Annotated in this window: 16 protein-coding genes; 3 read left to right on the top strand and 13 right to left on the bottom strand. The window is 58.9% G+C overall.

Features of this window, described 5'->3' with window-relative positions:
- Positions 1 to 80: 80 nt before the first annotated feature.
- A complete protein-coding gene (locus VJU77_15755) occupies positions 81 to 653 on the top strand; it encodes a hypothetical protein (GenBank protein HKP04808.1) in 573 nt (190 codons plus the stop codon).
- 513 nt (positions 654 to 1,166) lie between these two features.
- Positions 1,167 to 2,054, top strand: a complete 888-nt coding sequence (locus VJU77_15750; protein HKP04807.1) for a hypothetical protein — start codon at positions 1,167 to 1,169, stop codon at positions 2,052 to 2,054.
- Positions 2,055 to 2,416: 362 nt separating this feature from the next.
- On the opposite strand, the gene VJU77_15745 is transcribed toward VJU77_15750, so the two are convergent.
- The 11 genes from VJU77_15745 to VJU77_15695 all read right to left on the bottom strand — a co-directional run bounded on the left by VJU77_15745 (position 2,417) and on the right by VJU77_15695 (position 14,046).
- Positions 2,417 to 5,206: a DNA topoisomerase III gene (locus VJU77_15745; protein HKP04806.1), complete on the bottom strand. Its 2,790-nt coding sequence runs from the start codon at positions 5,204 to 5,206 to the stop codon at positions 2,417 to 2,419.
- A 118-nt stretch (positions 5,207 to 5,324) separates the two neighbouring features.
- Positions 5,325 to 6,353, bottom strand: a complete 1,029-nt coding sequence (locus tag VJU77_15740; GenBank protein HKP04805.1) for a zinc-binding dehydrogenase — start codon at positions 6,351 to 6,353, stop codon at positions 5,325 to 5,327.
- Positions 6,354 to 6,461: 108 nt separating this feature from the next.
- On the bottom strand, positions 6,462 to 8,096 hold the full coding sequence (locus VJU77_15735) for a hypothetical protein (protein ID HKP04804.1): 1,635 nt from the start codon (positions 8,094 to 8,096) through the stop codon (positions 6,462 to 6,464).
- Positions 8,097 to 8,237: 141 nt separating this feature from the next.
- The gene (gene dprA, locus VJU77_15730) at positions 8,238 to 9,338 is read right to left on the bottom strand and encodes a DNA-processing protein DprA (protein HKP04803.1); all 1,101 of its coding nucleotides are present in this window, start codon (positions 9,336 to 9,338) and stop codon (positions 8,238 to 8,240) included.
- Between the two features lie 21 nt (positions 9,339 to 9,359).
- Positions 9,360 to 9,806 (bottom strand): single-stranded DNA-binding protein, encoded by a 447-nt coding sequence (ssb, locus tag VJU77_15725; GenBank protein ID HKP04802.1) that lies wholly within the window; start codon positions 9,804 to 9,806, stop codon positions 9,360 to 9,362.
- Between the two features lie 18 nt (positions 9,807 to 9,824).
- Positions 9,825 to 10,154 carry a 30S ribosomal protein S6 gene (gene rpsF / locus VJU77_15720; protein HKP04801.1) on the bottom strand — a complete coding sequence of 110 codons (330 nt, stop codon included), beginning with the start codon at positions 10,152 to 10,154 and terminating at the stop codon, positions 9,825 to 9,827.
- The gene (pth, locus tag VJU77_15715; protein ID HKP04800.1) at positions 10,151 to 10,729 is read right to left on the bottom strand and encodes an aminoacyl-tRNA hydrolase; all 579 of its coding nucleotides are present in this window, start codon (positions 10,727 to 10,729) and stop codon (positions 10,151 to 10,153) included. Before pth ends, rpsF begins: the two co-directional genes overlap by 4 nt.
- Positions 10,730 to 10,804: 75 nt before the next feature.
- Positions 10,805 to 11,494: a 50S ribosomal protein L25 gene (locus VJU77_15710; protein HKP04799.1), complete on the bottom strand. Its 690-nt coding sequence runs from the start codon at positions 11,492 to 11,494 to the stop codon at positions 10,805 to 10,807.
- 9 nt (positions 11,495 to 11,503) lie between these two features.
- Positions 11,504 to 12,466 (bottom strand): ribose-phosphate pyrophosphokinase, encoded by a 963-nt coding sequence (locus VJU77_15705; protein ID HKP04798.1) that lies wholly within the window; start codon positions 12,464 to 12,466, stop codon positions 11,504 to 11,506.
- 141 nt (positions 12,467 to 12,607) lie between these two features.
- Complete coding sequence (locus VJU77_15700; GenBank protein ID HKP04797.1) at positions 12,608 to 13,387, bottom strand: hypothetical protein; 780 nt, start codon at positions 13,385 to 13,387, stop codon at positions 12,608 to 12,610.
- Between the two features lie 398 nt (positions 13,388 to 13,785).
- Positions 13,786 to 14,046 carry a hypothetical protein gene (locus tag VJU77_15695; protein HKP04796.1) on the bottom strand — a complete coding sequence of 87 codons (261 nt, stop codon included), beginning with the start codon at positions 14,044 to 14,046 and terminating at the stop codon, positions 13,786 to 13,788.
- Positions 14,047 to 14,168: 122 nt separating this feature from the next.
- Here VJU77_15695 and VJU77_15690 point away from each other — a divergent pair, with 122 nt between their 5' ends.
- Positions 14,169 to 14,951 (top strand): HAD family hydrolase, encoded by a 783-nt coding sequence (locus VJU77_15690; GenBank protein ID HKP04795.1) that lies wholly within the window; start codon positions 14,169 to 14,171, stop codon positions 14,949 to 14,951.
- Between the two features lie 88 nt (positions 14,952 to 15,039).
- Here VJU77_15690 and VJU77_15685 read toward each other — a convergent pair whose 3' ends face one another.
- Positions 15,040 to 15,537 carry a hypothetical protein gene (locus VJU77_15685; protein ID HKP04794.1) on the bottom strand — a complete coding sequence of 166 codons (498 nt, stop codon included), beginning with the start codon at positions 15,535 to 15,537 and terminating at the stop codon, positions 15,040 to 15,042.
- 138 nt (positions 15,538 to 15,675) lie between these two features.
- On the bottom strand, positions 15,676 to 16,422 hold the full coding sequence (locus tag VJU77_15680; protein HKP04793.1) for a hypothetical protein: 747 nt from the start codon (positions 16,420 to 16,422) through the stop codon (positions 15,676 to 15,678).
- Positions 16,423 to 16,472: the final 50 nt, after the last annotated feature.

Raw genomic sequence — 16,472 nt, 5'->3', positions numbered from 1 at the left:
CCCGGCCCGCCATTTCTTCGTCATTCGTCATTCGTCATTTTCCCTCGCCCGTCGCCCCTCGCCCCCCTTACCATCGCGCAGTGTCCAACGAATCCGCAACGCGCGTTGTCCGATACGAAACGATCATCGCCACGCTGGTCGGCGTCTCGGCTCTCTTTGTTTCCGGTTACACCGCCTACGTGCAACGCCAGCAGGTCCGCGCCGCAGTCTGGCCGATTCTCGAGTACAACACCAGCAACGAACCGCAGATTAAGTTTGTCGTTGAAAACAAAGGCGTGGGACCCGCGATCGTCCGCCATGTCCTGATGAAGGTTGACGGCCAACCGGTGCGCACCTGGACCGAAGCCTTCGTGAAACTGATGGGGCCCGGCCGCTACCTTTTCAGCCTGAGCACTGTCAGCAGCCACGTTTTTGCTGCCGGCGAATCCATGGACATCCTCGTCCCGCACGGTTCCGATGGCGGCCCGCTGACTTTGGAAAAAGACGCTGCCCTTCGGACTGCCTTGGATAAGGAGCGTTTCCGCGTCGAGATGGAGATCTGCTACTGCTCCACGCTCGGCGAGTGTTGGATACTCCGGAGCGGCCCCGCGGGCACTTCCACCACCGAAACCCGCACCTGCCCCGCCAAGTCAGGGAGCACGTTTCAACAGTAGCGTCCCCCCGCCCCCGCAGCCGCGCTTTCCCTCCTGTAGCCGCGTCGCGAAGTCGACGCCGCCCCTCGTCCCAAGTTCGGCTTCGCTCCCTATGGCACTTCGCGCCGGCCAAAAAATTCGATGTCAGCGAAAACGTTTCCCGCTTGCGTGACTGACTCCCGCGCGGCCCTCGCGAATGGATTTAGCTGGAGCCAAAACGGCCGGCATCGGCGACTTCCGGTACGCGCTTTGGTTTTTTTCGTGACACACATCGCCCGCTCCCCTTACTCTCCCACCAGTAATTAGTTTCCTCCCCAGATTGAACGGAGATCTCCTGGAACCCCCCGCTCTTTCGGTGGTCGGAGCCCTAACCCCATAACCAGCCACAACCAAGAAGAACCCCTTCGTGAACGCACGCGAACAGGTGCGCTTCGACATGATCAAACGTGTCGGAATTGTCGGAACCAATAACGGCGCCGATTTTCGAAACCCCATGCCGCCCGCCCGGGACGTCACTCCCGGCCAGAATATACTGTGGAATTCCTCAAGGCTTTAATGAGTCGGTCGGTAGTGGAAAACATGCTGGGTGGAATAGCTGCCGCAGCAGTCGCCGCGCTAGTCGGGTTTGGAGTCAGATGGTGGCGCTCGCGCCGAATCACAATTCGCCGACTGCGAATCGGAACTGGTCGGGATGTCGATGAATTGTTGGCATTATACTCCAGCCTTTTTCCCCCAGATGGTACGAATTACACCGAGAACGAAATCGCCGAGTTTTTGGGCGATGACGCGGAAACAAGTCCATCGCGCCATGTTGCGGTCGAAAACATGTTTTTCATCGCGAAAATTCGCGGGGAAGTGATCGGCTTTATTTGGTCGTGCTACTATCCGAGCCGTCGATCGGCGATTATCCCATACTACGGCATCGATAAATCGGTGAAAGAGGCACGACTTGGTGTAGGCATTCGCCTTGTCCGCCAGTTATTCAACACCCTTCGGAAATGCACGCCTGCATGCCGCACGGTTGTGTTCGAAGTCCAAAAGCCGAATCTGACGGTGGATGTCGAGGAACGCAGAAAGCGCGTCGCGCGGATACGGCGTTTCAAAGACGTGGGAAAACAGCTGAGCATTTTGATCCGCGAGCTCGATTTTACGTACACAAGACCCCGGCTTTCTGTGGCAGACGACCCGCTTGCGAAGGAAGAAGAACTCGTCCTCTTAATGGCAAGAGCTGACGAAACGCCGTGGGGGGATCGGTTGAACCGAAAAACGCTTACGGATCTACTAACCTTTCTTTATCACGACTGCTACGGCGACGTTTATTCACTTGATGATCCGCGTCACAATGACTTCCATGAATATCTCCGGAAGCGACTTTGTACGGTCTTGGCGTCGTTGCCTGAACAGATTCGGCTGAAATCGTAAGCACTGGGGCGCAACGCAAATCTTGCGGAGGACAATCAACCACACTTCGGGTGGTGTGGCCGGCGCCCTTCTTTCTGCTCACCCAAGCCCGGATCACCGATCCCGGCCATAGCGCTGGGCGTGGACCTGAGCCTGCCTGCAGTTTGAGCTTCGGCAGATGAAGCACTGGCCGTCGAAAATGTCCTGGCCCGATGCGATCCAAAACTTCGCCCACTCTCGCAAGTCCTATATGCGCGATTTCGGTTCTCCCGAGAAACGCCTGCGCCAAAAGAATCCCACGCCGTTTGTTCTGGACTAGGCCGCCGATCTGAATGCCCTGACAAACGGCGACCACCCCTGCGCGCCAAAGCGCTTCGCCTCGATCAGCGCGGTGGGAATTCGAATTCGGCTTTGTCTTTTTTTGCGGAGAGGACGAGGTGGGCGGCGAATTTGTTGCCGCGCTTGGAAATGAAATCCTCGATCAGGTGCGAACGTCCTTCGACGAGAAGTTCTTTTACTTCCTCGGGCGTGATCTCGTGTTCGCAAAGTTTTTTGGTGAGCTTGAAGACGGCGCGGTTATCCTGGTCCGGTTTGCGCACGTAATAGGCGTCTTCCATTTCGACCAGCTCGCCGCCTTTGTGCGCTTTGCTTTCGCCGAGAACGTGCGCTTTTGAAAGATCGACTTTCGCGCGCGGCTTGCGCTCGATCGGCTTCCCGTCCTTGTCTTTCTTCGGCGCGCGAGGGGGGAACTCCCAGCGGATTCGGGCGTCGTTGCGCACGAGGAAGGCATCGAACGGCCGGCCCTTCTTCGACGTGAACCCCTGGATGAGGTCGGTCTTCCCCTGCTCGATCAGGCGGATGGCCTGTTCCCGGGTAACTTCCTTTTTGCACATCAGGCGCGGAACACGAAACGCCTGCTTCCATTCGCCGTTCTCCTTTTCGCGCAGGACGTAATTCGAACCGATCTCGCAAAGCTCGGCGCCCGTGGCCGGATCGGTCCAGAAAGATTCGACCGAACCGAGATCGACGTTGTCACCAAAGTCGTACTCGGCTTTCCATTTCCCGGTCTTTTCATCGCGACCGAGCTTGAGCTTGGCGGCGAAACTGGCCCGCGTTTTCGCGGAAATAAATCCATCGAGCGGACCGATCTCGCCCTTTTCCACCAGCTCGCGAATCTCGGATTCCTCCATCCGGCGGCCGCCGATGACCTTGTAGATCATGAACTCGCCATCCTGCGATTTGTAGCCGCGCAACGTTTCGCGGAGCGGCTTCTTGTCGGTAGGCGAGAGAATGTCGGTCTCGCGCGCGACCGAATCGTCTTCCTCGAAATTCTTCACCCGCTCGACGATGCCCTTTGTTTCCTCAACGATGCCGGCCATGAATTTCTCGCGCGAGAATTTGCCGCGGGTCATTTCGCGGAGCTGATGCTCCCATTCCCCCGTCATCGCCGGGCTCGTCAGGTCGGACGCTTTCACCGCCTCGAGAAATTGGATGAGCTGCTCAGCCTTCGCGCTCGGCACCAGTTCGCGCTGGTTCCGGTCCATGTACTTTTGGTAAATGAGGCCGTCGATAATGTCGGCGCGGGTCGCGGGAGTGCCGAGTCCGCGTTCTTTCATCGCGTCGGCCAGTTCTTCGTCCTCGACGAGTTTGCCGGCCGTTTCCATCGCGGAAAGCAGGGTTGCTTCCGTATAACGTGGCGGCGGCTTGGTCGTTTCCGCCAGCAGACTTGCCTCGAGGGTTTTCGCCTTGTTGTGATCTTCCGGTTTCAACGCGGGCAGCGCCTTGCCGTCCTTCGAATCTTCGTCCACCGCCGCCCGCCCATAAACTTCCAGCCAACCGGGCGCGGTCAGGACTTTTCCTTCGGTCTTGAATTTGTGTTCCGCCACCTGGCTGAACCGCGTGGTGACATCGAACTCGGCCGCCGGGAAGAAAACGGCGACGAAACGCCGCGCCACCATGTCGTAGATTTTCGCTTCGGCGTCGTCGAGATGCTTCGCTTCCGAGGTCGTTGGAATGATCGCGAAGTGATCGCTGATCTGCGCGTTGTTGAAAATTCGCTTGTTAGGCCGGACCCAGTCATTCTTTAGCGCTTTTTGGGCGTGATCTCCGAGCGTCCCGGAAAGGTTGCCGAGCGTCTGGCGCGCGGTCCCGAGATAATCTTCCGGCAGGGCCCGCGAATCGGTGCGGGGATAGGTCAGCATTTTATGCTTCTCGTACAGGGCCTGCGCGATTTGGAGCGTCCGTTTCGCCGAAAACCCGAAACGGCCGTTGGCTTCCCGCTGCAACGTGGTCAGATCGTAAAGCCGGGGCGCGATCTGCGAGCTGGCCTTTTTCTCTTCCGTGACGTTCGCCGTTGGATTTCCCTGGCAGGCCGCCAACACGGCTTCGGCCGCGTTCTTTTCCCAAATCCGATCGGCCCGATCGTGTTCGTCGGCGCCCTTTTTGAAATCCGGCCGCTGATAAGTGCCTTCGTATTGGCCTTGGCTAATCTCGAACTTCGCCGTGACGCGCCAATAATCCCGCGGTTTGAAATTCCGAATCTCCAGCTCGCGCTCGTAAACAATGGCAAGCGTCGGCGTCTGCACCCGGCCGACCGACGCCACGTTCCCGGCGCGCGACCCGAACATCCGCTTGGTGATGGCGCGCGTGCCGTTGATGCCGATGAGCCAATCGCTTTCGCTCCGCGACCGGGCGGCATCGGCGAGGCCGCGCATCTCGCTCTCTTCGCGGAGATGACCAAAGGCGTCGCGAATGGCCTGCGGCGTCATCGATTGCAGCCAAAGGCGTTTGACCGGGTGTTTGTTCTTCGCCAGCCCGCAAAGGTTATTGAAAATGAGCTCGCCCTCTCGGCCGGCGTCGCAGGCGTTAATGACCTGGGTGATGTCTTTCCGGGCGATGAGCTTCTTCAGCCGCGCGAAGACGTCCTTCGATTTGTCGATCGGCTTGAGCTCGAACTTCTCGGGAATAATGGGAAGCGTCTCCAGCCGCCAGAACCCGTATTTCTTTTTGTCGATGTCCTCCGGCATCAGCAGCTCGGCGACATGACCGACCGCCGAGGAAATGACGTATTCCTCATTCTCGAAGTGGTCGCCCTTTTTCGGGACCTTGCCCAGGGCGCGCGCCAGGTCGGCGGCCACGCTGGGTTTCTCGGCGATGATGAGCGATTTGGACATTTCGTTTCGGGGTAAACGTCTTGGCTAACGATTATTAGGAACCCGAGTTTGGATCAATTAAGGCGGGGAGGGTAAAAGAGAGACCGCCAGTTCGCAAATCGCAATTGGTAAATCGCGGTCAGGAGACAATAACGGTTCGGACGTCGCCGCCAAATTTGTCGAGGCCGTCCAGGGCAGCATTAATAGACGGCGCTTCGAGTGGCGCGGTCCGGATGATGCCGTGCGAAAGATCCAGTTTTCCCGTTCGCACCAGGTCGAGAAGCAGGGGCATCTCGCTCGCCAAATGATCCGAGACGCCGATTATTTCCGCCTCCTTGTTCAGGACCTCGGTATACGGGGCGATTTCCAGGTTCTCTTTAGTGAGGCCCACCACGGCAGCGCGGCCGAGAATCGCCAACGATTGAATGGCCTGCCGCATCGTCAGCGCCAAACCGACCAGTTCCAGCGCGACATCGACTCCGCGGCCCTTCGTTAATTCTCGAAGTTGGTCGACCGGATCGCCATCCGCTGCGTTCACCGGGACCGCCCCGAAGCGTTCCGCCAATTCGAGCTTGTGGGGATTAATATCGACGGCGAACACTTCGGCCGCGCCAAAATTCTTCGCCAGCTGCACGGCTGAGATCCCCAGCCCGCCAGTCCCGAAGATCGCGGCCGTTTCGCCGGCCCGGAAGCGAACCTTGTTCAAGGCATGCAGCGAAGTGGCTGACGAACACATCACGATTGCGCCCTGCTCGAACGGGATTTCATCAGGCAATCGAAACACGCTCCGTTCCGGCATCGCGATGAATTCGGCGTAACCACCATCGCGATGTTTGCCGATCATTTCTGCGCTTGGGCAAAACTGTTCTGTCCCGGCCCGGCAAAAGGCACACTCGCCACAAGTCGCGAGGTAATGAACGCAGACGCGGTCGCCTGGCTTGAAATTCCGGACCGCGGCCCCGATCTCTTCCACGACGCCCGCGACTTCGTGACCGAGGGTGAGAGGCAACCGCGCGACCGAGGAGACGCCGGCACGGTAATGCGCGTCTGAGTGGCAGATCCCAGCAGCGCGAATTCGAATCAGGACGTCGGCCGGGCCAATGGTCGGAACAGCGATCCCCTGCTCTTCGAGTGGAGAGCCGACAGACGTTAAACGGATTGCTCGCATCGCGCGCGGTAGCGTGCACTTGTCCGTCTCTAAAAACAATCGCCCTGCCAATCCCTCGCTAACGCGCGAGACAATGGCAGGGCTGTTAATTGTTCTTAGTCAGTAACCTTACTTCAGCATTACCCCTCCGGCCGCAGTGCCGCCCGCGCTGCTGCGGACAGTGATGTTGCCGGGATACGTGGCAAGGTTCAGCAAACCTTTGAATCGTCCGCTGCCGTCGCCGGTCAAAGTGCCGACCATGGCGTTGGTCGAGGTCACATACACCGTCAACGTGGCCGCTTTATTCGTGCTCGTTGCTTCCACGTTCAATTGACGCTTCGAGCTGATGTACTCGGCGCGCGTAATCGCTACCGAATCGGTTGCGACCTGCTGCGGCGGTTTCACCGTTAAGCCGACACTCTGTGTCGCATTGCCCGCGGTTCCTCGCAACGTGGCCGACGTTGGTGAGAGGACCTGAGTGGTCGTCACGTTGAACGTCGTCTCAACCAATCCGGCCGGAATCGTCGCCGTTGCCGGCACATTCGCGAGGTTCGGATTGCTGCTGCTCAATTGCACCACCACGCCGCCCGCCGGCGCCCCGGCCGCCAGACTCACGGTCGCCTGCGCGTTTGTGCCGCCGACCAAATTGTCGGGCGAGACGGTGATTGCTGCCAGCTGACCGTTCGAAAGTTGCGCGAAACGCGGCTTCAAACGAACCGCGTCCGGCACTGGGAATGGGAACCCGACCACCAGTGCCCGGCCATTCACCTGGTTTTGCGCGGTGCAGTTTTCCGTGCAAGCCGTCGCAGCCGGCGCGATCTCGGTTGCATCTTCACCCATCACCTGTCCCATGCGTCCGCCGCTCGCCACGCTCCATTGCGAGATCGCTCCGCAATGATTGACCGATCCCGGATGGGTTGGGTTCGGAATGTTGTTTGGGCAACCGCCCGAGATCCGCGTGGCCACCTGCGAACTATCGCGGCCGACAAACTTGCTCGAGACATCGTTCCCGAAATTAACGCGCGCGGTCACGGTGACGGTGCCGTCAGGATTCGCGCCGTTACAAGCCACTGGCGTGCCGTCGGGCAAAACACCCGAGCACGGAATATTTTCGCCGAGCCGGTCCCGTACGTTTGGATTATCGAAGTAAAAAACGCCGTCGCCGAGCACGTGCGTGAACACGGTCGCGGTGGCATCGTCACGTTCGATCTCCATCTGGAACACGCCGCCATTCGCACAATCCTTCGCCTGGATTTTCATCGCCACACCGGGTCCGGTGCGGGAAATCACGATAGAACCGCCCGAGTTGTCGACCCGGATGTCGCTGTTCAATACCGCACCGCGATGGTCGGGCATCTTGCTCGCGAACACAACCGTGCGCTGACCTCCGGTGATGTCCAGAGGATTCGGTGCGCCGCTCAGGGTCCAGTCCCGGACCCCGAACGTTGCCGCATCGACAGTGAATTCGACGTACTTGCCTTTGACCAAAAACGAGCTCGGCACGCTACTGGCCGGAACGGTGGCGCGTTGATCGCCGCTCAGACCGAGGAGAGTAAATGCTCCGCCCTCGCAACCGGCGCTCGCTGCTGCGAGCGATCGATCGACCGCCGCCATCGTGAAGAGAATAGCCGTCGCCGCACCGAACAGAAGTTTTGCTCCCGTCGACCGCGCTCGTGCCGCAAATGAATTGTCAGTTATGCGCGACAGCGTTTTGCTTCGCGCCCGTTTTTTTCCAAAACTTTGGAGAGGATTTGGTTGAATCATGGCGCGGACGTTGCACGACCACACCCGACGATGCGAATTGCGAAAAGTAACCCGTTTGTTACCGCTAGCGCCGCTTCGACATTTTCGCTGAGACAGCGAACACTACAACGGCGCATCGCACAGCGACGCGGCTACAGAAGACTATCCGAGCTTCACGAAATATTTTCCGGGCAGTTGTTTCACCAGCTTCTTGAGCTCCAAACGCAACAGCGTCGAAGAGACGGTGCCGCTCGGCAATTCTGCTTTCGTTGCGATATCGTCGATCGACGTTTCGGTTTCGCGAATGGAATCATACACCCGGCGTTCGTCGTCACTGAGCTCCGGCAACGCGCGCACGGTCGCCGCCGGCGCTGGCCGGGACTCGGGCAGCAAGATCTGCAGGTCGTCAAGAATGTCGCTCGCGTCCATGATCAGCTTCGCTCCCTGCTGAATCAGGCGATTCGACCCGATGGCGGTCGGCGCATTAATGTGCCCAGGCACGGCGTAAACGTTGCGCCCCTGCTCCAGCGCCTGAGCCACGCTGATGAGCGCCCCGCTATTCGCGCCCGCCTCCACCACGAGCAGGCCCTGGCTCCAGCCGCTGATGATGCGATTGCGCATCGGAAACGTCTGGCGGTCCGGCTCGATCTCCATCGAGAATTCGGAGACGACGGCGCCGTGTCCGCTCCGAATCTTTTCCGCGAGCGCCGCATTCTCCGGCGGATAGAGCTTCGACAATCCCGAACCGATCACCGCCACCGTGCGCCCTTTGGCGGCGAGCGCTCCCTGGTGGGCCGCCGTATCGATGCCGCGCGCCAGCCCGCTGATCACGGTCAGGCCGGCGTAAGCGAGCTGATAGGAAAGCTTCTTGGCCGACTCCAACCCGTAATGGGTTGTCCGCCGCGAGCCGATGACGGCGATGGCGTGTTGATCGCGCTCGGTCAGTTCGCCCCAGACGTAGAGAACGATCGGCGGCGAATGGATTTCGCGCAGTTGCTTCGGATAAACGGGCGACTCCGCCGTGATCACTTCCGCTCCGAAATCCCGAATGCGCTCCAACTCCGCTGGAAGATCGACGAGCGTCTCCCAATTCGTAATCTGGTCGACGACTTCCCGACCGATACCTTCGACCGCCCGCAAGGAGTCGCGCCTGGCGGAAAGAATTCGGTCCGGCGTTTCGAAAACTTCGAGCAGCTTCCGGAGCCGCACCGGCCCCATCGTCGGAAGCATGTTCAGCGCGATGCAGGCTTCCGAGGGGGTCATCTATTCAGCGCCCGGGAGACGCTAGAATGGAATTTCGTCGTCGTCTGGGGCGGAAGGCGCGGATTTCGGGGGAGGCGCCGGCCGGCTCAATCGCGAACCGCCCTCTTCGTCTCCGCCGCCGCCACCAGCGCCGGGGCGGCCGCCGATCAGCTGAAGGGCTTCCCCAACGACTTTCAACTTGCTCCGTTTTTGACCCGATTGCTTGTCGTCCCAGGTGTCGAGCTGGAGACGGCCCTCAATAAGAACAGGGCGCCCTTTTTTTAGATATTCCCCGGCAATCTCCGCGGTCCGCCCCCAAAGCGTGACATCGACAAATGTCGTTTCCTCGCGTTTCTCGCCGTTCTCGGCGCTGTAAACGCGGTTCACGGCCATGCCTAATTCCGTGACGGCTGTCCCCTTGGGGGTATATCGGACCTCGGGATCGCGGGTGAGGTTTCCGAGAAGGATGACTTTATTGAAACTGGCCATGCCGCCCTTCTAGCGGAATTATTCGGCCCCGGCCAACTTTTTCGCCGGCTTCTCCACTTTCGGACGGAGGCGCTGGTAATGCTGGCGGTAAACTTCCGGATCGAGCTTGAACTTCGAACGCAGCTTGGTGATCAACTGCGGGTCGGCGTGAAAAATAAAATTCACGTAATGGCCGGCCTCGAGTTCGCCCGCCATGTAGGAAAACTGGCGCTTGTCCATTTTCTGGACCTGCTCGATCTCGGCCCCTTCCTTTTGAAATTCGGATTCAAGGCGATCGACGACGTCCTTGACGGTGTCATCCCTGCCCTGTGTATTCAACACGAGCAAAGCTTCGTAACGGTTCTTCATGTTTCTGGATTTTTGTTGAAAAGGTTCATCGCGGAAAGCACGCCTTTGTCAATTGACCATTTCACCGCCTCCACCGCGCGGGCGACGGTCTTTTCCGCGATTGGGCGCTCTTCCTCGAAAAAACGGCCGAGGACATAATCGACGGAGCCCTCCTTGGGAGCGGCGCCAATCCCGACGCGCAACCGCGGAATTTCCTCGGTCCCGAACTGCACGATTACCGACTCGAGGCCGTTGTGACCGGCGGTTCCGCCATCGGGCCGCAACCTAAGCCGTCCCAGGGGCAAATCCATGTCGTCAAGGACGATAAGCATTTCCGCGGGCGTGATTTTGTAGAATTGGGCGATCGCCTGGATGGGTTCGCCGCTCCGATTCATGTAGCTCGTCGGCTTAACGAGGATCACTCTCTCGCCTTTGGCCCAGAGCAGATGCCACCGTTTCTCATGCTGCCAGGTGAGCCCCAATTCGGCAGCCAGCCGATCCACGATCGCGAACCCGATATTATGGCGAGTGCCATCATATTCCGGCCCGGGATTACCCAGGCCGGCGACTAAACGAACAGCGTTCGACGTGGACATGCAATTGGCGGGCGATGCTAACAAAATTACGGATCCGCCGCCTGCAAACATCGAGCGCGGAGCGCTCGATCCACCTTATTTCTTCGGCTCTTTCTCCTTCGCGCCACCGGCCGGAGCAGCTCCGCCTTCCGGTTCTTCCTTCTTCTCCTTGATGACTTCCGGCCCGGCTGCGGCGTCGGCCACGGCAGCCACTGGTTCTTCCTCGACCGTCGGCGCGAGGACGGAGAACGCGGTCAGGTCGGGCTGAATTCTGGTCGTCACACCGGCCGGCAACTGGATCTCCCGAACGTGAATGGCGTCTCCAATGTTGAGCGCGGAAACGTCCACCTTGATGACATCAGGCAGATCGCGCGGAAGACATTCAATCGCGAGCGAGCGAAGATTTTGTTCGAGAAGGCCGCCCATGTTCTTGACGCCGTTGGCCACCCCAACCGGCTCGACCGGGACGTCGGCTTGAATCACTTCGTCCACGGAGACCGCGTGGAAGTCGATATGCAGAATCCCGCCTCCGATGGGCGCGTGCTGGACTTCCTGCACGAGAGCGAGGCGGTTCTTCCCGCCGATCTCCAGTTCCACCAGGATGTTTTCACCCGCGGCATGGCTGAGCATGGCGTTGATTTCGCGCTTCGATACCTGCAGGGTCTCCGGCTTGTCCTTCGCGCCGTAAATTACCGCCGGGATGGAGCCCGCTGCCTTGAGTTTTCGCACTGCGGAACGCCCTGTCGCTGTCCGCCGCTCCGCCGTGAGTTTTACCTGCTTAGCCATAATGGAATTCTATTTGCCGTCGTTATCGATCTTGAACAGCGAGGAAACGGATTCGTCGTTGTGGATTCGTTTCATCCCTTCGCCGAGAAGCTCGGCGACGCATAGCACAGTGGTCTTAAATCCTTCCACCGGGCGTATGGGCGTGCTGTTGGTCGTTATTAATTCCTCGATCTGGGAATTTTGCAACCGGGGAATCGCAACATCTACCAGGACGGCGTGGGCCACCCCGGCGTAAATGTCCAAGGCGCCGTGCTCTTTGAGGACCGTGGCGGCGGAGGTCAGCGTGCCCGCTGTCTCGGTGAGGTCGTCCACCAGGAGGACATCGCAGCCGTCCACCTCGCCGATAACGTACAACGCCTTGGTCTCGGTCGCGCTCTTGCGCTGCTTGGCCACGATCGCCAGGTTCGCGCCCAGAGCCTGCGAGTAGGCGGAGGCCATCTTTAATCCGCCGACGTCCGGCGAAACGACGACCGTTTTGCGGGTAAGACGCGTCCGGACGTACTTGAGCAGCACCGGCATTGAATAGAGGTGATCCACCGGGATATCGAAAAAACCCTGCACCTGCTGGGCGTGCAGGTCCATCGTCAGCACCCGGCTCACTCCGGCCGCGTGAAGGAGGTTCGCCACCAGCTTGGCCGTAATCGGCACCCGCGGCTGATCCTTACGGTCCTGCCGTGCGTAACCGAAAAACGGGATGACCGCCGTGATCCGATCCGCGCTCGCCCGGCGTGCCGCGTCCACCATGATCAGCAACTCCATCAGGTGCTGATTGGTCGGCGGCGAGGTCGGCTGAATAATGAAAACATCGCGGCCGCGAATGTTCTCCTCGATTTTTACATAGGTCTCGCCGTCGGGGAATGAGCTGATCGTCGCCTGGCCGAGCGGCGTGCCGATGCAGTCGCAAATGCGTTGGGCGAGCTCCCGGTTGGCGGAACCGCTGAAGACCTTCATTTCGGGTTGGAGCGCAAACATAATCTCGAAGGGCCGCTAACTTAGGCGCGCCCGGGTCTGATTGGCAATCGCTGATTGGACAAGCGATATGCAAAAAAAACGGAGGCGACAGGATCACTGTCGCCTCCGCCAAACAATGGAGATAAGAAAAAAGTAAACTACTTAGGACTTCACCTGCGCGGCGCGGCGGCGGCGCAGAACGTGAGTCGAACCAACCGCGACCAGCAAGCCAACGATCGGGAAGAGCGCGCTCATTTCCGGAACTGGCGTCATGTTGCGGACGAGGGTGAATTCTTCGAAGCCACCAGCGGTGTCGTCGTCGGATTCGCCCATCTTGACATACATGTAGATGAAGTCGTTCGCACCGACGCCCGCGAAGGCGCTGGCCGGGATATACATGAACGCGTCACCGGAACCGCTGCCGTGGTTACGGCCGGCATCGAACAGGATCTGGTTGTCACCACCCGCATCCAGGTCGTAACGGAGCGTTCCGAGCTGGGAGATGTTGGTCGTGGTCGCGCCGCCGGTATGCGACGAGAAGAACTTCAGGCTGTCCAGGCTGATGGTCGACTTGTTGCCGTTGGGCTCGTTGAGATCGACCATGAGCTTGAAATAGGTCTGGCCATTGACCATGACCGCCGTTGATTGCAGGTCCGAGAACTTCAGGTCATGCGTCCAGGGGCCGGCTTTGTCGTCAAACGGAGTTCCACCCGAGGTGTTGTAACCCTGCTCGACGCCCGTGGCCTGGATGCGCAGGAACGGTTGAATCACGCCCGTGCCAGTCGGCTGGGGAGTGGTGAATTGAAAAATGGCTGTGCCGTAACTGTTGGTGACGGTGCCCTGGTCGTTATTGATGAGGTCGACGATGACCGCTTGCGAGACGCTTGCCATTGCCACCATGCCGAGGGCGACCAAGGCTGCTGTGAAGTTCCGTTTGATCATTTTGTTTTTTCTCCTGAGTCCAGTTTGTTATTGCGATGTTTTGAGGCCGTTTCCACAACCTTTGCGGTCACGGGCATCTGTTATGTTTCCCATATTTGTCATAATTGACTCTCACCGTCAATAACAAATTTTATGCCCCTATTAATATTTTTTTGCCTGACAGCCGTGCTTTTACGCGATCCCCCTGTGTGGAAGCAAGAAAAAATTATCATTTTGAGCAATAAATTATCCGTTTTCCGGCCCTCCAAGATTGAGAAGGGTGACCGCTCCGGAAGCCAGTTTTCGGAGGGCCAACGCATGGAATTACTTAAGTAGCGGATTTTCGGAGGCTTGACCCGACCCTGCCGGGTTGCCCGGGCTTCCGGCGTGCCAAGCCAATCGGGGTCTGCGAAACACTCTTAGGCCGCAAAGGAGGCCCGGAGTTTGTCTTTCTTCGCTTCGGCGTCTTCCTGTAAACGCCGGATTTCGATCGTGAGCTGCTTTTGGAGGGACTCGGCCTCCTCCGCGTTCCCGTTAGTCTGGGCCTTGGCGATCTGATCCTTGAGGAAAAGCTCTTTCTCAGCAATCCGCGCTTTGAACGTGGAATCGACCTCCGCGATCTGCTGTTTTTGCTCGTCCGTCAACGCGACGGACGGCGCCTTTTTCTCGAGTCGTTCCATCGCTAATTCGTAAGCCGATTTCATCTTCCCTCCCGCTCCTGCTCACAATCACGCTCCTGATTCGATCGCGCAAGGCTAAGGCGCATTGCGGTTGTGGAATCAAACCCTAAATTAACGACCCGATGGCCGCGAAAATCCGCCTTCTCAGCACCGACTTCGACGGCACCCTGGTCGCTCACGGGAGCGATCCAGTGTTGGATCGCGGCTGCATGGCGCAGATCGAAAAGCTGCAGGAAAATGGCGTCCTCTGGGCGATCAATACCGGCCGGTCCGTGGAACTGCTCGAATCAGGCCTGACCGATTTCGATTTTCCGGTCCACCCTGATTTCATCCTGACGAGCGAACGCGACATCTTTCGTCCTGCGTCGAACGGCGGGAGAAAATGGGAGCCGTATGGCGATTGGAATGAGCGGGTCGCCCGCGATCATGCCGAACTGTTTCATTCCGCCAGGTCAGTCCTCGCGGAAGTGGTCGATTTCGTGAATCAAAAAACCCGGGCGCGCCTGCTTTATCACACAGCCGGATTGGAGGGGCTCGTCGCCGAGAGCGAAGAAGAATTGGACCGCGTCACGAAATTCATCGATCGAGCGCGAGAGAAACAGCCGAAATTTCACTATCAACGAAACACAGTTTACCTGCGCTTTTGCCACGCGGATTACCACAAAGGCGCAGCCCTCGCCGAGTTGTCCAGGCTGCTGGAAATTCCGCGGGAAGAGATTTTCGCCGCGGGCGACCACCATAACGATGTCTCGATGCTCGACGGCCGCTTCGCTCAATATCCCGCCTGTCCGGCAAACGCGATTGCCGAGGTGAAGGACGCCGTCCGGTCAGCCGGCGGCTATGTCGCATCCAGGAATTATGGCGCTGGGGTCCACGAAGCCCTGCTCCATTTCGCAGAAAATTGAACCGCGGATTACTCGGATAGCACGGATTGGGAAATTCTTATCCGTTTGATCCGCGTAATCCGCGGTTCAATCTGCCTTGTTTGGAACGTTACAGCTTCAGTCGGGGTTCTTCGGACAGAATCTCGTCCAGCGCTGGCCACTCCACGCTGCTATCCATGCCTCGGAAAGCATGAAGGTAAACAGCCACGGCTTCGGCAGGATATTTCTCGAGAAGCCGCGTGACCGCTCCCGCGATTTTTTCCTTCGGCGGAGCAGAAGGAAGTTCCTCCACCGTACCGTCCTCATCGTGTTTGATCTCGAGTACGTCGAGGAAATCGCAAAGCATCTCCTTGTTGGCGCCAAGCAGCCAGGCCTGCAAAAGATGGGCCGCCAGCGCGTCGCTCAAGGGACGGCCAAGCGCCGCCTGCATCCACGGGAAACGCTCCCCCGGCGGCTTTCGTTCGATGAAGACCGCCCGCAGATTCCGCTGGTTGGCCAGGCCCTGGATCGCGGCCTTGTAAACCGGCTTCTGTTCCGTGTGCAGGAACGCGAAAATCTGCGCCGCCAACCCGGGCGACATCCGCTGGAAAATTTCGTGCGACTTCATCAGTTCGCGGACACGATGCCAGCTTCCGTCGCTTCGTCCACCGATTGAGCGGAACTAAGAAGGGAATTTGACCGCGGATTTCGCGGATGGCCCAGATGGAGAAATTCTGAATCCGTCTAAATCCGCGTAATCCGCGGTCTAATTCTTTGTCGCCACGGACAAAGCCGGCGGCGCGTCCGCTTCAATCTTCCCGGCGAATCGATTTGTCATGTAGGTGAGCAACAGGACCCAGAAGGTGAGCGCGATGCTGAAGAGCGGGAACTGGAGCGCGAACGGCAGCGAATAAATGATCGCCATGAGCGGTCCCCAAACCGCCCACGTCGCGAGCAGCGTCGGCACGATTTTGTCCCGGTAATGATCCCAGGTCAGCGCGCGCCGGACTGATTTCCAGGAGAACCCCTCGTTTTTCCACTCATAAACCAGCACCTCGGCCGGCGCGGCAAAGAACGGGTTATAGCCCAGCTGATCCACCAGAATTTTCGCCGTAACCACCCAGACCGTCGTTACATCGCCGAACCAGACCGCGTTCAGCCGGTACATCAGATCCACCAGGATGCCGTCGATTCCCCAGGTCGGGACGGTGAAGGCAAGGTTGCGCAGATTCTCCGCCCGCGGCCGGCATCGTTGGAAAAAGACGATCACGAAAATCTCCGGCAGCACGGCGCCGGCCAGAACCGCAGAAACGACGACGAAGGCGAGGCCATGTTCAGTTTTGTAACGAGCAAGACGATTTAGCAGATCGGCAAAAACCGGGCTCAGGTAATAGGCGATCAACACGGCCAACATCGCGGCCTGGAGGATGAAGCCTGGAACGGCATTCGCCTTGGCGGCTTCCCAACCCAGCGCGAGCGAGGCGCGTTTCTCTTTCCCGGCTGCGAGCGACATCGTGCGCAAACTCTCGCGCCAAGACTTACGATCAAGTCCCAAAAAATGGC

The organism is Chthoniobacterales bacterium, from assembly GCA_035274845.1.
Classification (GTDB): Bacteria; Verrucomicrobiota; Verrucomicrobiia; order Chthoniobacterales; family UBA10450; genus AV80.
Note: the sequence above shows the minus strand (reverse complement) of the source record. Positions and strands in the feature narration are given on the sequence as shown.

Excerpts from the sequence above, each read along its gene's own strand:
- VJU77_15745 (HKP04806.1), bottom strand. The coding sequence starts at position 5,206 with ATGTCCAAATCGCTCATCATCGCCGAGAAACCCAGCGTGGCCGCCGAC.
- VJU77_15740 (HKP04805.1), bottom strand. The coding sequence starts at position 6,353 with ATGCGAGCAATCCGTTTAACGTCTGTCGGCTCTCCACTCGAAGAGCAG.
- VJU77_15735 (HKP04804.1), bottom strand. The coding sequence starts at position 8,096 with ATGATTCAACCAAATCCTCTCCAAAGTTTTGGAAAAAAACGGGCGCGA.
- dprA (HKP04803.1), bottom strand. The coding sequence starts at position 9,338 with ATGACCCCCTCGGAAGCCTGCATCGCGCTGAACATGCTTCCGACGATG.
- ssb (HKP04802.1), bottom strand. The coding sequence starts at position 9,806 with ATGGCCAGTTTCAATAAAGTCATCCTTCTCGGAAACCTCACCCGCGAT.
- rpsF (HKP04801.1), bottom strand. The coding sequence starts at position 10,154 with ATGAAGAACCGTTACGAAGCTTTGCTCGTGTTGAATACACAGGGCAGG.
- pth (HKP04800.1), bottom strand. The coding sequence starts at position 10,729 with ATGTCCACGTCGAACGCTGTTCGTTTAGTCGCCGGCCTGGGTAATCCC.
- VJU77_15710 (HKP04799.1), bottom strand. The coding sequence starts at position 11,494 with ATGGCTAAGCAGGTAAAACTCACGGCGGAGCGGCGGACAGCGACAGGG.
- VJU77_15705 (HKP04798.1), bottom strand. The coding sequence starts at position 12,466 with ATGTTTGCGCTCCAACCCGAAATGAAGGTCTTCAGCGGTTCCGCCAAC.
- VJU77_15700 (HKP04797.1), bottom strand. The coding sequence starts at position 13,387 with ATGATCAAACGGAACTTCACAGCAGCCTTGGTCGCCCTCGGCATGGTG.
- VJU77_15695 (HKP04796.1), bottom strand. The coding sequence starts at position 14,046 with ATGGAACGACTCGAGAAAAAGGCGCCGTCCGTCGCGTTGACGGACGAG.
- VJU77_15690 (HKP04795.1), top strand. The coding sequence starts at position 14,169 with ATGGCCGCGAAAATCCGCCTTCTCAGCACCGACTTCGACGGCACCCTG.
- VJU77_15685 (HKP04794.1), bottom strand. The coding sequence starts at position 15,537 with ATGAAGTCGCACGAAATTTTCCAGCGGATGTCGCCCGGGTTGGCGGCG.
- VJU77_15680 (HKP04793.1), bottom strand. The coding sequence starts at position 16,422 with ATGTCGCTCGCAGCCGGGAAAGAGAAACGCGCCTCGCTCGCGCTGGGT.